Source organism: Marinobacter sp. KMM 10035, assembly GCF_046537445.1.
Lineage (GTDB): Bacteria > Pseudomonadota > Gammaproteobacteria > Pseudomonadales > Oleiphilaceae > Marinobacter > Marinobacter sediminicola.
The window spans coordinates 294,083-309,607 of sequence record NZ_JBBVMG010000002.1; the positions used below are offsets into that span (position 1 = coordinate 294,083).

Below are 15,525 nucleotides of genomic sequence, written 5' to 3' on the forward strand. Positions count from 1 at the left end.
AAGAGTCTGACGATGACCTACTCTCACATGGGCAAATGCCACACTACCATCGGCGCAGGCCTGTTTCACTTCTGAGTTCGGGATGGGATCAGGTGGTTCCAAGCCGCTATGGTCGTCAGACAAAACGGTTGATCACTGGGGGACGAGATAGATGTTTTCTGTGATGTTGATTCTTTCGTTGCGTCATCCGCAATTGTCTTGGGTGTTATATAGTCAAGCCGCACGAGCAATTAGTATCGGTTAGCTCAACGCCTCGCAGCGCTTACACACCCGACCTATCAACGTCCTGGTCTTGAACGGCTCTTTAGGGACCTCGAGGGTCCAGGGAGATCTCATCTTGGAAGGGGCTTCCCGCTTAGATGCTTTCAGCGGTTATCCTGTCCGAACATAGCTACCGGGCAATGCCACTGGCGTGACAACCCGAACACCAGAGGTTCGTCCACTCCGGTCCTCTCGTACTAGGAGCAGCTTTCCTCAAATCTCCAACGTCCACGGCAGATAGGGACCGAACTGTCTCACGACGTTCTAAACCCAGCTCGCGTACCACTTTAAATGGCGAACAGCCATACCCTTGGGACCGGCTTCAGCCCCAGGATGTGATGAGCCGACATCGAGGTGCCAAACACCGCCGTCGATGTGAACTCTTGGGCGGTATCAGCCTGTTATCCCCGGAGTACCTTTTATCCGTTGAGCGATGGCCCTTCCATACAGAACCACCGGATCACTATGACCTACTTTCGTACCTGCTCGACGTGTCAGTCTCGCAGTTAAGCGGGCTTGTGCCATTACACTAACCGTACGATGTCCGACCGTACTTAGCCCACCTTTGTGCTCCTCCGTTACGCTTTAGGAGGAGACCGCCCCAGTCAAACTACCCACCACACAATGTCCTCGATCCCGATAAGGGACCAGAGTTAGAACCTCAAACATGCCAGGCTGGTATTTCAAGGTTGGCTCCACGCAATCTGGCGATCACGCTTCAAAGCCTCCCAGCTATCCTACACAAACATATTCAAAGTTCACTGTGAAGCTATAGTAAAGGTTCACGGGGTCTTTCCGTCTAGCCGCGGATACACCGCATCTTCACGGCGATTTCAATTTCACTGAGTCTCGGGTAGAGACAGCGCCCCCATCGTTACGCCATTCGTGCAGGTCGGAACTTACCCGACAAGGAATTTCGCTACCTTAGGACCGTTATAGTTACGGCCGCCGTTTACCGGGGCTTCGATCAAGAGCTTCGCACGAATGCTAACCCCATCAATTAACCTTCCGGCACCGGGCAGGCGTCACACCGTATACGTCCACTTTCGTGTTTGCACAGTGCTGTGTTTTTAATAAACAGTCGCAGGGGCCTGGTATCTTCGACTGGCTTCTGCTCCGTCCGCGAGGAACTTCACATACCACCAGCGTGCCTTCTCCCGAAGTTACGGCACCATTTTGCCTAGTTCCTTTACCCGAGTTCTCTCAAGCGCCTTGGTATTCTCTACCTGACCACCTGTGTCGGTTTGGGGTACGGTCTCGAATAGCCTGAAGCTTAGAAGATTTTCCTGGAAGCAGGGCATCAATGACTTCGCTCCCGTAAAAGGGTGCTCGTCGTCACGTCTCAGGATTGTGGATCCGGATTTGCCTAAACCCACTCCCTACACGCTTAAACCGGGACAACCGTCGCCCGGCTCACCTAGCCTTCTCCGTCTCTCCATCGCAGCTATCCAAGGTACGGAAATATTAATCCGTTTCCCATCGACTACACCTTTCGGTCTCGCCTTAGGGGCCGACTCACCCTGCGCCGATTAGCGTTGCGCAGGAACCCTTGGTCTTCCGGCGTGCGGGTTTTTCACCCGCATTGTCGTTACTCATGTCAGCATTCGCACTTGTGATACCTCCAGCAAGCTTCTCAACTCACCTTCGCAGGCTTACACAACGCTCCCCTACCCCGCATACAAAGTATGCAGCCGCAGCTTCGGTATCCAGTTTGAGCCCCGTTACATCTTCCGCGCAGGCCGACTCGACTAGTGAGCTATTACGCTTTCTTTAAAGGATGGCTGCTTCTAAGCCAACCTCCTAGCTGTCTGAGCCTTCCCACATCGTTTCCCACTTAACTGGAATTTGGGGACCTTAGCTGGCGGTCTGGGTTGTTTCCCTCTTCACGACGGACGTTAGCACCCGCCGTGTGTCTCCCGGATAGTACTCACAGGTATTCGGAGTTTGCATCGGGTTGGTAAGTCGGGATGACCCCCTAGCCGAAACAGTGCTCTACCCCCTGTGGTATTCGTCCGAGGCGCTACCTAAATAGCTTTCGGGGAGAACCAGCTATCTCCGGGCTTGATTAGCCTTTCACTCCGATCCACAAGTCATCCCCTGGCTTTTCAACGACAGTGGGTTCGGTCCTCCAGTTGATGTTACTCAACCTTCAACCTGCTCATGGATAGATCGCCCGGTTTCGGGTCTATGCCCAGCGACTAATTCGCCCTATTCAGACTCGGTTTCCCTACGGCTCCCCTAAACGGTTAACCTCGCCACTGAACATAAGTCGCTGACCCATTATACAAAAGGTACGCCGTCACAGAACAAGTCTGCTCCGACTGCTTGTACGCATACGGTTTCAGGATCTATTTCACTCCCCTCACAGGGGTTCTTTTCGCCTTTCCCTCACGGTACTGGTTCACTATCGGTCAGTCAGGAGTATTTAGCCTTGGAGGATGGTCCCCCCATATTCAGACAGGATACCACGTGTCCCGTCCTACTCGATTTCACTAGACTCAGGTTTCGGATACGGGGCTATCACCCACTATGGCGGCACTTTCCAGAGCCTTCTCCTACCAGTTGTCTAGCTTAAGGGCTAGTCCCCGTTCGCTCGCCGCTACTTAGGGAATCTCGGTTGATTTCTTTTCCTCGGGGTACTTAGATGTTTCAGTTCCCCCGGTTCGCCCCTTACACCTATGTATTCAGTGCAAGGTACCCGACCGAAATCGGGTGGGTTTCCCCATTCAGAAATGCCCGGATCACAGCTTGTTTGCCAGCTCCCCGAACCTTATCGCAGGCTTCCACGTCTTTCATCGCCTCTGACTGCCAAGGCATCCACCGTATGCGCTTAGTTGCTTGACTATATAACCCCAAGACAACTGTGTTCCATTCATCAACGCCCTGGTAAACCAGGAGGCCAATAAGTGGAGACAGTTCCTTGAAGCGATATAACAACCACTTCAACGACAACACCGGATAACGCTTGAAAAAATCGCTATCACATTGAACACATTTTCTCGGAGATAATGAGAAAACGTCTTCGTGTTCTATCTCGTCCAATTTGTTAAAGAGCAAATCTGACCCAGTGATCAGAAAGAAGGATTTCGAACTTAACAAAGTTGAAACACTTGTTTCTGTACACTGACCGAAGTCAGGTGACCAAGTAATATTTGGTGGAGCTAGGCAGGATCGAACTGCCGACCTCCTGCGTGCAAGGCAGGCGCTCTCCCAGCTGAGCTATAGCCCCAATTTAAGCTATGCCACCTCACTCATACTGAGTAGAGATGTAAATTGTTCAGATCAAGGCATCGAGGGGCGCCGCATAGCCAGCTATGCAAGTCACTCGATAACGCCGAGCTGAGCAATTTTGGTGGGTCTGGGTGGACTTGAACCACCGACCTCACCCTTATCAGGGGTGCGCTCTAACCACCTGAGCTACAGACCCGGTTTTGCTTGCCACAGACAAGCCAAGTCGGGCCTGAAAGACCCTTGCTCTCTTTATCAATCAACCAAGTAATTCGTGTGGACTCTGACCGAAGCTTCAACTTCGTTTAAGGAGGTGATCCAGCCCCAGGTTCCCCTAGGGCTACCTTGTTACGACTTCACCCCAGTCATAAACCACACCGTGGTAATCGTCCTCCCGAAGGTTAGACTAACTACTTCTGGTGCAATCTACTCCCATGGTGTGACGGGCGGTGTGTACAAGGCCCGGGAACGTATTCACCGTGACATTCTGATTCACGATTACTAGCGATTCCGACTTCACGGAGTCGAGTTGCAGACTCCGATCCGGACTACGATACGTTTTGTGAGATTAGCTCCCCCTCGCGGGTTTGCAACCCTCTGTACGTACCATTGTAGCACGTGTGTAGCCCTGGCCGTAAGGGCCATGATGACCTGACGTCATCCCCACCTTCCTCCGGTTTGTCACCGGCAGTCTCCCTAGAGTTCTCAGCATTACCTGCTAGCAACTAGGGATAGGGGTTGCGCTCGTTACGGGACTTAACCCAACATCTCACGACACGAGCTGACGACGGCCATGCAGCACCTGTGTCAGAGTTCCCGAAGGCACCAATCCATCTCTGGAAAGTTCTCTGCATGTCAAGGCCAGGTAAGGTTCTTCGCGTTGCGTCGAATTAAACCACATGCTCCACCGCTTGTGCGGGCCCCCGTCAATTCATTTGAGTTTTAACCTTGCGGCCGTACTCCCCAGGCGGTCAACTTAGTGCGTTAGCTGCGCCACTAAGGATTCAAGATCCCCAACGGCTAGTTGACATCGTTTACGGCGTGGACTACCAGGGTATCTAATCCTGTTTGCTCCCCACGCTTTCGCACCTCAGTGTCAGTGTTGGTCCAGGTAGCCGCCTTCGCCACTGGTGTTCCTTCCTATATCTACGCATTTCACCGCTACACAGGAAATTCCACTACCCTCTACCACACTCTAGCCGAGCAGTTCGAAGTGCCGTTCCCAGGTTAAGCCCGGGGCTTTCACATCTCGCTTACTCAACCACCTACGCGCGCTTTACGCCCAGTAATTCCGATTAACGCTTGCACCCTCCGTATTACCGCGGCTGCTGGCACGGAGTTAGCCGGTGCTTCTTCTGTGAGTGACGTCAATCCTCAAAGGTATTAACTTTGAGGCCTTCCTCCTCACTGAAAGTGCTTTACAACCCGAAAGCCTTCTTCACACACGCGGCATGGCTGGATCAGGGTTTCCCCCATTGTCCAATATTCCCCACTGCTGCCTCCCGTAGGAGTTCGGGCCGTGTCTCAGTCCCGATGTGGCTGATCATCCTCTCAGACCAGCTACGGATCGTCGCCTTGGTGAGCCATTACCTCACCAACTAGCTAATCCGACTTAGGCTCATCCAATAGCGCAAGGTCCGAAGATCCCCTGCTTTCCCCCGAAGGGCGTATGCGGTATTAGCAGCCGTTTCCGACTGTTGTCCCCCACTACTGGGCAGATTCCTAAGCATTACTCACCCGTCCGCCGCTCGTCAGCGGGGTGCAAGCACCCCCTGTTACCGCTCGACTTGCATGTGTTAAGCCTGCCGCCAGCGTTCAATCTGAGCCATGATCAAACTCTTCAGTTTAAATCATATTAAGATCCGAAGATCTTATAACCTTTGCTCAAGACAAAACTCAATTTTGACGAGTCGCTTGCCTTGGTATTTCTTGTCGAAATACTCCAGCCAGCGCCCACACGAATTACTTGGTCAATTTGTTAAAGAGCGTTTGAGCCGTTGCTCAATCAAGGTGGCGTATTCTACATCGTCTCGCCGCCTTGTCAACCGCTTAATTCGAGAGAAGTTAAAAATGAACTTTTCGAATCAAACCGTCACTTCCTAATCCAGATGAGCCATTCTACAGCGTTTCCTCATCTTGTCAACCACTTGCTCGAAGAAAACATTTAAAAATCTTCAATTCATTCAAGCGGTTACTCTTTGATCGGGAAGCGTCTCAGCTGTGCTCCCCTCGAAAGAGATGCGCATTCTACAGAGCTTGGCGCGGGTGTCAACGGTGCAATACAACTATTTCTAATTTTACCTCTGCCGCGCCGAGCACAACGTCCACTCTTAGCGCTTTCATAGTCGACCGGGGTCTTTGTGATCCTGCTTACAGGCAAACCTCGACCGCCCTAACTGCGGCGATGGCTTTGGATTTTGCCTCGTCAATAGTAGACCCTTTTGCCAGAGCAACACCCATCCGCCGACGCCCTACAAGTTCGGGCTTACCAAAAAGCCTTAACTGCACATCCGGCTTTGCAAGCGCTACGCTCAATCCGCTGAATGCTACAGATGAGGAATTCCCTTCTGGCAAAATGACTGCTGACGCAGAAGGCCCCTGCTGCCGAATGACCGGAACCGGCATTCCGAGTATGGCTCTAGCATGCAAAGCAAACTCCGACAAATCCTGAGATACCAATGTAACAAGACCAGTATCATGAGGCCGGGGAGACACTTCTGAGAAATACACATCGTCCCCGTGTATGAACAACTCCACTCCGTACACCCCATACCCACCGAGATTCTCGGTAATTTTTAAAGCAACTTCACGCGAACGCTCCAATGCTTTAGCGGTCATGGGCTGCGGCTGCCAAGATTCACGGTAATCGCCCTCTTCCTGGCGGTGCCCTATAGGCTCGCAGAAGCTAACGCCGCCGGAGTGCCTGACGGTCAGCAGGGTTATTTCATAATCAAACGTCACAAAGCCTTCAACAATAACCCTACCCTTTCCCGCACGACCGCCTGTTTGCGCGGACTCCCAAGCGGCTTCAATCTCACTTTCATCGCTAACCGTACTCTGCCCTTTACCAGAGGAACTCATCACCGGCTTAACAACGAGGGGCATTCCTATCGCCTTAACCGCTTCCAGGAATGCCTCTTTTGTGTCAACAAACCGGTAAGGCGACGTTTTCACTCCCAGCTCCTCTGCAGCCAGGCGCCGAATCCCTTCCCTGTTCATAGTCAGATGAGCTGCCCTTGCGGAAGGTATTACCCTATGACCTTCCTGCTCAAGCTTGATCAATTCAGCTGTCGCAATGGCTTCGATTTCGGGCACAATGAGATCAGGCTTTTCAAGTTCGACAATGTTTCTTAACGCCTGCGCATCCAGCATATCTATTACGTGACTACGGTGAGCTACCTGCATGGCGGGTGCATCGGGGTAACGGTCTGCAGCGATCACCTCAACCCCAAACCTCTGCAACTCGATCGCCACCTCTTTACCAAGCTCTCCGGAACCGCACAGCAACACTTTAAAAGCATTTGCTTTAAGTGGCGTGCCCAGCGTTACATTCCCAGCGTCATTCAAAACCCGATCCTCCAGAAAGTACCTGAACTATCTCAGGCATCTTTTGCATTCAGTTAAAGAGCTACTTCCCGCTCCCGCTCAGCGACTTTCACAAGCACAGCCTTACGTTCGCAATTGGTCATTGAGGTCCAGCGCAGGATCTCATCACCGGTACGCTGACACCCTATGCAGACATCCCGCTCATCAAGAGCACATATGCTCACGCAGGGCGAGCGAACCTTATCCTCAACAGCCATAACAAATTAATCTCAATTTTTTACAGGCTTCAAGCTCTTCACATAACGGCTTGCGTTGTGTACGTAATGCGCGGCACTGAGTTCGAGCATCTTCTTTTGCTGCTCTGTGAGCTCCCGCTTAATTTTTCCCGGAGAGCCCACCACCAATGAGCCATCAGGAATAACCATTCCTTCGGGGATAAGGGTGTTGGCACCAATAAGGCAATACTTTCCGATCTTGGCACCATTCAAAACAACCGCATTAATACCGATCAGTGAATAGTCCCCAACTTCACAACCGTGAAGCATGGTTTTATGACCGACGGTAACGCCCCGCCCTAGTGTCAGCGGGATACCCGGATCTGTGTGGAGAACAGAGCCGTCTTGAACGTTTGTCTCTGGCCCAATCGTAATAAGTTCGTTATCTCCACGGATCACAACGTTGAACCAGACACTGCTTTTATCGTGAAGCTCCACATTGCCAATCACCGTCGCATTCTCTGCGACAAACTGACTACTGCCTTTTAACTCCGGGACACGGCCATCCAACTCATAGAGCATTCTATTTTCCTTATCATGTTCGGGGTTTGAGCAAATCGATATCAGCATCGTACACAGCATTTAAAAAATCGACCAGAACCACAGCAGAGAGCCCCCAAATTTGATATCGCTCCCACCGGTAGCAAGGCACATGAATTGTCTGATCCTGAAAAGGGATTGCATCTGTTCGCTCGCGCTTGTCTTCGAGAAAGAAAGAAAGAGGTACACGAAAGACGCTATCAATTTCACCGGGGTTTGGTTCCAACGGATACTCCACCGGCACAACACCAACGTATGGAGAAACAAGTATCCCGTGAAGTGACATTACCTGGCTCAGCGGTGAAATAATTTCCACCTGATCTGGCGGCAGGCCAATTTCTTCATGGGTTTCCCGCAGCGCTGTCGCGGCCAATGACAAATCTCCGGGATCTCGCTTTCCGCCCGGGTATGCAACCTGCCCGCGATGGGTGCTCAAATTCGCCGAACGCAGCGTAAATATCATTTCCGGATTGCCAGTATCGTCAGTAACCGGCACAAGGATGCCTGCTTCGGTATAGTTCAGATCGAGCTTCCGAGGCGCATAGTCCGTTAAACGCTGTACAAGTAAATCACGCAAACCGGAACTCCTGGAAAAATCTGGTGTTGAATGAGACAGCAGTAGCTACGATCATTAAACTTAACATTCGTTGAATTCAAGTATACGGGGAAAAATATGAAGTACTGCAGCACATGCGGCCATCCGGTTAAACAGCGTATCCCCGAGGGCGACAACCGTCACCGCTATGTGTGCGTTAACTGCAGCACAATACACTATCAGAACCCACGCATCATTGCGGGCACTGTTCCGGTATGGGAAGGGAAGATCCTTCTTTGCCGTCGCGCGATTGAACCTCGTTACGGGTACTGGACGCTTCCTGCGGGATATATGGAAAATGGCGAAACTACGGTTGAAGCGGCCGAGCGCGAAACTCTGGAAGAGGCCCTGGCCGAAGTGAATGTTAAAGGCCTCTATTCGATTATCGATGTTCCGCATATTAACCAGGTGCACATGTTTTATAGGGCGACGCTCAAAAACGGGAAATTTGGCGCTGGCGAGGAGTCCCTTGAAACCCGCCTGTTTGCTCTGGATGAAATCCCCTGGGACGATATTTCTTTCCCTACTGTGCGCAAAACCCTGGAGTTGTTTCTGGAGGATCTGAAAAATGATTCCTTCGGTGTGCACATACGTGATATCCGGCGCCCTATCGCCACGACCCGAAGCAAAGACGATCTATAATACTTCCATGCGATAGATCTCGTAAGCAGGCTCTTCATAGGGGTGAGCCTGCTTGAGCGCCGCAACCGCTTTACGGATTAGTTCGTCGGTGCAGACAAGCTCAACCTTGAATTCTTCCACAACCTCCAGCCCCCCACGCTCTCCCAAAAAAGGGTTGCTACCCTCGAGGGGACGAAACTGTCCCTGCCCACTACATTGCCACGCACAGGAATCGTAATCACCTATGCGCCCCGCACCAATATCAAAGAGTGCTTGTTTGGTTTTTTCCAAATGTGTTCCGGGCACGAAATAGCATATTTTATACATGAAACCCCCTTTGGGCAGGACATTTTTTGTACAGATTAATGACTTAGGCACTTACCCACAGATTCTGTGGATAACTCTGGGGAAAGTTTTGGGGAACACCTCTATAAACCCCGTATTTACTGCACTCTCGTTAAATTGGTGACAAATTCACCTGATAAATTTAAGCACTATATTTCAATGAGTTACAGGCCTTGCGCAAACATTGAACGCCAATGCACTACATTGTTCACAGAACGCACAAGACAGAACTCTTAATGTGCATAAACATACTGAGTCAAGGAGTATTTTTCCAATATAGCCGCTTTATTTGCTTGATAAATTCAAAAAACCCGAAAATCAGACACAAAAAAACCGACTCCAGTAAGCTCTCCTTTTGAGGCTCGCCGAAGCCGGTTTTTCCAGTCCTACAATCGTTCAGCTCATCAGCTAAACCAGCGTCTGGCATTACGGAACATGCGAATCCAGGAACCGTCCTCCTGCCAATCCGCGGGGCGCCATGAGTGTTGGACAGCGCGGAACACACGTTCAGGGTGAGGCATCATAATGGTAATACGACCATCCCGAGTAGTTGCCCCAGCTATGCCATCTTGCGAGCCATTTGGATTATAAGGATAACGCATCGTCGCTTGGCCCCGATTATCAACGAAGCGCAGAGCTACTCGCTCGCTTTCTGCGAGCTCTGAAGCAGACGCACTGCCTGAAAACTCTACCCGGCCCTCACCATGAGCGACAGCTATTGGCATGCGGGATCCCGCCATTTCTTCCAGGAATGCTGAAGGTGACGGCATTACCTCAACCATCGCCAACCGTGCCTCGAATTGTTCCGACTGGTTGCGAACAAAGCGTGGCCATCCCTCACTGCCCGGAATTAGCTCGTGCAGGTTGGACAGCATCTGACAGCCATTACATACGCCCAGCGCAAGAGTGTCCTGGCGGTTAAAGAAAGCGGCAAACTGGTCACGAACACGGTCATTGAACAGAATGGATTTCGCCCAACCTTCACCGGCACCCAGCACATCCCCGTATGAGAACCCGCCGCAAGCCACGAGACTGTTAAACGTCTCGAGATTCACTCGTCCGGATAGCAGATCGCTCATGTGCACGTCGACAGACTCGAAACCAGCCCGGTCGAACGCCGCGGCCATCTCAACCTGCCCGTTAACACCCTGCTCACGCAATACAGCAACTTTCGGGCGAATACCCTTGTTGATATAAGGTGCCGCAACATCCTCGTTCACATCGTAGGTAAGTTCAGCATGAAGCCCAGGGTCACCCGCATCAAGCAGGTTATCAAACTCTTCCTGCGCACAATCTGCGTTGTCCCTGAGGGACTGTATGCGATAACTGGTCTCAGACCACAGACGCTGTAGATCGGTTCGCGAATCATCTGCAACCATTTCGCCTTCAAAGGCCAGTCGCAGGCGATCCTGATCATTCAATGTGCCAATAACACTGATGTGGTCCCCCAAGCCAGCAGCTGAAAACTGCTGCAGAACGAAATCCGTGTCACCCCTGCGCACCTGAATAACTGCGCCCAATTCTTCATTGAACAACTCACGCACTAACTGGCTAGCGTCGTCCGCCAATCCATCGAGTTTGATATCTATGCCGGTATGGCCAGCGAAGCACATCTCTGCAAGCGTCACGAACAGACCACCGTCCGAGCGGTCGTGATAAGCCAGAAGCTTTTCGTCGGCATTCAATCCCTGGATAACCGCAAAAAATGCTTTGATATCTTCCGGATCGTCGAGATCAGGCGCCACGGCACCAACCTGACGGTATACTTGAGCCAAAGCCGATCCACCCAACCGATTCTGCCCAGCGCCCAGATCAATAAGGATCAGATCCGTGTCTCCGGCATCCGTTATCAGCTGGGGCGTGAGGGTGCGTGAAACGTCGGTAACCGGTGCAAACCCACTGACAATCAAAGAAAGTGGCGCAGTAACGCTCCTCTGTTCGCCGTTATCCTCTTCCCAAACCGTCTTCATGGACATGGAGTCCTTGCCCACAGGAATGGTAATTCCCAGCTCCGGACACAACTCCATACCAACGGCGCGCACTGTTTCGTAGAGGTTTTCATCCTCTCCGGGATGGCCGGCTGCAGACATCCAGTTCGCTGACAGGCGAATATCAGATAGCTTGCCAATTGCAGCGGCTGCCAGGTTGGTAATGGCTTCCCCTACTGCCATCCGGCCAGATGCAGGCGCATCAATGGTTGCGATCGGCGTACGCTCGCCCATGGCCATGGCTTCACCAGCCAGGACATCAAAGGAGCTTGCCGTAACAGCAACATCGCTGACCGGCACCTGCCATGGACCAACCATCTGATCTCGTGCAACAAGCCCGGTAATTGTGCGGTCACCTATGGTGATCAGGAAATTCTTGGAACCTACCGAGGGCAGCCTCAGAACTCTGCGAATGGCCTCTTGGAGACCAATCTGGGTGGAGTCAAACAGCGGCTTGCTAAACGATGTTCTGTTAATACTCCGGTGCATGCGGGGCGGCTTGCCAAAAAGCACATCCATCGGCAGATCAACAGGCTTGTCGTTGAAATAAGAATCGCTCAACTCAAGATGATGAGCTTCAGTTGCCTCACCAATAACGGCATATGGGCAGCGTTCACGACGACACAGAGCATCGAAAAGCTCCAGATTCTCGGGAGCCACTGCCATGACGTAACGCTCCTGAGATTCGTTGCACCAGATTTCCAGTGGTGACATGCCGGGCTCATCGCTGGGAATATCCCGCAACTCAAACTTTCCGCCACGACCACCGTCCTTCACCAGTTCAGGCATGGCATTGGATAGACCGCCAGCGCCAACGTCGTGGATGAAGCACATAGGATTCTGCTCACCCATCTGCCAGCAGCGGTCGATAACTTCCTGACAGCGGCGCTCCATTTCCGGGTTATCACGCTGCACGGACGCAAAATCGAGGCTCTCGTTACTGGAGCCGGAGTCCATAGAGGAAGCAGCGCTGCCCCCAAGACCGATAAGCATGGAAGGACCACCCAACACGATGAGTTTGGCGCCTACAGGTATCTCGCCTTTTTCAACGTGCTCTGCGCGGATGTTACCAAGACCGCCAGCGATCATGATGGGCTTGTGATAGCCACGAACTTCATCACCCGCGGGGCCGGCAACCTTCTCTTCAAATGTCCGGAAGTAGCCGGCGATATTGGGACGGCCAAACTCATTATTGAATGCGGCGCCGCCAATGGGGCCCTCAATCATAATATCCAGAGCAGAAGCGATCCGCTCAGGCTTGCCGTAATTGATTTCCCAGGGCTGGGGATCATCTGGCATGTTGAGGTTAGAGACAGTAAAGCCTGACAGCCCAGCCTTCGGCTTGGAGCCGCGACCGGTTGCGCCTTCATCACGAATTTCACCGCCGGAGCCAGTTGCAGCCCCCGCTGCAGGTGCTATTGCCGTCGGGTGGTTATGGGTCTCCACCTTCATAAGAATGTGGATGTCTTCCTGGTTATAACCGTAAACGCCAGTTACCGGATCCGGGAAGAAGCGGCCGCCACGACTGCCCTGGATAACCGAAGCATTATCCTTATAGGCAGACAGTACACCTTCGCTGTTCATCTCATAGGTGTTACGGATCATGGCAAACAGGGATTTCTCCTGGCCCTCACCATCAATATCCCAGGAGGCATTAAATATTTTGTGGCGGCAGTGTTCGGAGTTTGCCTGGGCAAACATCATCAGCTCTACATCGGTAGGATCCCGCTCGAGACCTACAAACGACTTCACGAGATAATCGATTTCATCATCCGCCAGAGCCAGCCCAAGGCGCCTGTTTGCCTCTACCAGCGCGGTTCGACCGCCGGCCAACACAGAGATTCGCTCCAGAGGACGCGGCTCATCACGATTGAACAGCAACTGGGCGCCGCCCATTTCATGAAAAACCTTCTGGGTCATGCGGTCGTGGAGCAGCGCGGCAACATTCTCGCGCTGGTCGAGACCTAGCTTTTTGCTTGATTTAATGTAGAAGGCCGTACCGCGTTCAATGCGCTGAATCTGACGCAAACCGCAATTACGGGCGATATCCGTTGCCTTGCTGGACCAGGGAGACAAAGTTCCCGGGCGCGGCACAACGAGGAAAAGCACGCCATCTGGCTCTTCAACCGGAACGCTGGGACCATAGGTCAGCAGCCGATCAAGGATGGCCTGCTCGGAATCGGAAAACGCGCCCTCCAGATCCACAAAGTGCATAAACTCGGCATAAACATGCTCAACCTCAGGCACGATGGCCTTGATTCTGACAAACAGCTTATGGGAACGAAATGGTGAAAGCGCGGGAGCGCCGCGAAGTTCAAGCATGATATCAACCTGTATCGCGCGAAACGGGGAAGTCCGGGTGCATTCTGAGAAGGCGCATATCATACTCGAAAGCTCAGCCGGGATACAGCGCTGGAAAGCTTATTCCGCCAGCCTACATTTGACATTATTTTGCGCAGCAATTGATCAACTTGATTGACCCCTCTCACTGCAACAGGGATCATTGGGTTGTGGACATGGAGTCCACACGCACCACGACACCGGATGCCGCCAGCCAGTTTGCGCGCATCCTGTTGATCCAGCGGTAACGGAGAACAGGGACTTGCCAAGAATTTTGACTGTATACAATGCAGCAACGGCTTACAGATCGCTCCTCGCCTGCACACTGGCCTTGCTTGCCCTCGCAGGGTGTAGCCAGCCGAGCACCCTTCAGGAAATTCGCAACGAGGGTGTTCTGCACGTGATTACCCGGGTCGCGCCTTCTATCTATTATGAGGGGCGCGAAGGCCCCACAGGCTATGATTACGAACTGGCCAAACTCTTCGCCGACGAACTGGGAGTCGAACTCCGCCTCCGGATTGCGGAAGACAACACCGAAGTTCTTTCCGTCCTTTCCCGTGATTTTGCGCACATCGGGCTGGCGGGTTTGTCTGCGCAACCACTTTTTGAAAACCAGTACAAAACACTTCCCACCGGCATTATGGCGCAGTCGGTCGTTGTTTATAATCGCGATGTTGAGCGGCCCGAAACCCTTGCAGACCTGACGGGGCAAATGCTTCATCTGGTTCCCGACAGCAACCACGAGTATCAGCTTCAAGCTCACACGGACGCAGCTTCAGGTGTTTCCTGGCAAGTTCATCCAGGGCTGGATGCTGCTGGCATTCTCGCACGCGTTGAAACTGGCGAACTCTCCTATGCAGTCGTTTCCTCCAATGAGCTTGAACTGAACCACGTCTTTTTCCCTCAAGTTAAGCAAGCATTTGCGCTTGGTGACGCCAGCGAACTGGCATGGCTGCTCCCGGCAAGCCAGGACGACTCGTTGGTGGGTGCAGCCAAGGCATTTATTGAAAAGATGCAGGTCAATGGCACCATCGCTCAGCTTTCAGAGCGCTTTTACGGGCACCTAGACCACCTGAACTATGTTGGCGCCCGTACCTTCATGCATCATGTGGAAAACCGACTGCCAACCTACGAGTCTCTTTTCCGGGATAACGCTGCCATATTCAATATGGACTGGCGCCTGCTCGCGGCTATTGGTTATCAAGAGTCGCACTGGCGCCCGAATGCGGTGTCCCCAACTGGGGTTCGCGGGCTGATGATGCTGACGCGCAACACAGCAAACTACATTGGTATCAACAATCGACTGGATGCGGAAGAGAGCATTCAGGGCGGCGCCAAGTATTTCCGCATGGTGCATCGGAGAATTCCCGAGCGCATTGCAGAGCCTGATCGCACCTGGTTTGCTCTGGCCTCTTATAACGTAGGCTACGGACATCTGGAGGATGCTCGAAGGCTCACAGAAAGTGCCGGAAAGAACCCGGACCGCTGGATGGACGTAAAAGAGTTTTTGCCACTACTCGCGCAAAAAGAATGGTACAAACAGACCCGCTACGGGTACGCCCGTGGCCACGAACCAGTCCTCTACGTCCAGAATATTCGCCGATACTATGACGTACTCGCCCGGATGATGGAGCCAACGGACAATGTAACTGCTTCAGCCTCACCGTTTGTCGGTCTGGAGCAGAGCACAGATGCACATTCCTCGGCAGAGCTTACGGGAGATGGTGCTGACATGAGAGCTGGGCTGCCCCCCGAGCTTGGAATGATACCGCCTACGCTATAACGC

Annotated in this window: 8 protein-coding genes, 2 tRNA genes and 3 rRNA genes; 2 read left to right on the forward strand and 11 right to left on the reverse strand. The window is 52.5% G+C overall.

Annotated features, from left to right (window positions below; all coding sequences use genetic code 11):
• Positions 1-4 precede the first annotated feature (4 nt).
• The 9 genes from rrf to AADB16_RS13360 all read right to left on the reverse strand — a co-directional run bounded on the left by rrf (position 5) and on the right by AADB16_RS13360 (position 8,427).
• A 5S ribosomal RNA gene (gene rrf, locus AADB16_RS13320) occupies positions 5-120 on the reverse strand.
• 89 nt (positions 121-209) lie between these two features.
• A 23S ribosomal RNA gene (locus AADB16_RS13325) occupies positions 210-3,105 on the reverse strand.
• A 309-nt stretch (positions 3,106-3,414) separates the two neighbouring features.
• Positions 3,415-3,490 (reverse strand) — tRNA-Ala (locus AADB16_RS13330).
• Positions 3,491-3,611: 121 nt separating this feature from the next.
• Positions 3,612-3,688 (reverse strand) — tRNA-Ile (locus AADB16_RS13335).
• 107 nt (positions 3,689-3,795) lie between these two features.
• Positions 3,796-5,336: ribosomal RNA gene (locus tag AADB16_RS13340) — 16S ribosomal RNA — on the reverse strand.
• Together the 16S, 23S and 5S rRNA genes with 2 tRNA genes alongside form the textbook arrangement of a ribosomal RNA operon.
• A 523-nt stretch (positions 5,337-5,859) precedes the next feature.
• A complete protein-coding gene (gene purT, locus AADB16_RS13345; protein ID WP_410803945.1) occupies positions 5,860-7,056 on the reverse strand; it encodes a formate-dependent phosphoribosylglycinamide formyltransferase in 1,197 nt (398 codons plus the stop codon).
• 53 nt (positions 7,057-7,109) lie between these two features.
• Entirely contained in the window at positions 7,110-7,292 is a 183-nt protein-coding gene (locus tag AADB16_RS13350; protein ID WP_298453750.1) for a DUF1289 domain-containing protein, read from the reverse strand.
• 12 nt (positions 7,293-7,304) lie between these two features.
• Positions 7,305-7,832, reverse strand: coding sequence for a gamma carbonic anhydrase family protein (locus AADB16_RS13355; RefSeq protein ID WP_410803947.1), 528 nt, complete (start codon positions 7,830-7,832; stop codon positions 7,305-7,307).
• Between the two features lie 13 nt (positions 7,833-7,845).
• Positions 7,846-8,427, reverse strand: coding sequence for an NUDIX hydrolase (locus AADB16_RS13360; RefSeq protein WP_309045562.1), 582 nt, complete (start codon positions 8,425-8,427; stop codon positions 7,846-7,848).
• 96 nt (positions 8,428-8,523) lie between these two features.
• Here AADB16_RS13360 and AADB16_RS13365 point away from each other — a divergent pair, with 96 nt between their 5' ends.
• Positions 8,524-9,087 (forward strand): NUDIX hydrolase, encoded by a 564-nt coding sequence (locus tag AADB16_RS13365; RefSeq protein WP_410803948.1) that lies wholly within the window; start codon positions 8,524-8,526, stop codon positions 9,085-9,087.
• Here AADB16_RS13365 and AADB16_RS13370 read toward each other — a convergent pair.
• Together AADB16_RS13370 and purL are read right to left on the reverse strand one after the other, a co-directional pair.
• Complete coding sequence (locus tag AADB16_RS13370; protein WP_309045564.1) at positions 9,082-9,393, reverse strand: YqfO family protein; 312 nt, start codon at positions 9,391-9,393, stop codon at positions 9,082-9,084. The genes AADB16_RS13365 and AADB16_RS13370 overlap by 6 nt on opposite strands.
• A gap of 422 nt (positions 9,394-9,815) precedes the next feature.
• The gene (purL, locus tag AADB16_RS13375; RefSeq protein ID WP_410803949.1) at positions 9,816-13,721 is read right to left on the reverse strand and encodes a phosphoribosylformylglycinamidine synthase; all 3,906 of its coding nucleotides are present in this window, start codon (positions 13,719-13,721) and stop codon (positions 9,816-9,818) included.
• Positions 13,722-14,010: 289 nt separating this feature from the next.
• Between purL and mltF the strand changes: the two genes are divergently transcribed.
• A complete protein-coding gene (mltF, locus tag AADB16_RS13380) occupies positions 14,011-15,522 on the forward strand; it encodes a membrane-bound lytic murein transglycosylase MltF (RefSeq protein WP_410804570.1) in 1,512 nt (503 codons plus the stop codon).
• Positions 15,523-15,525: the final 3 nt, after the last annotated feature.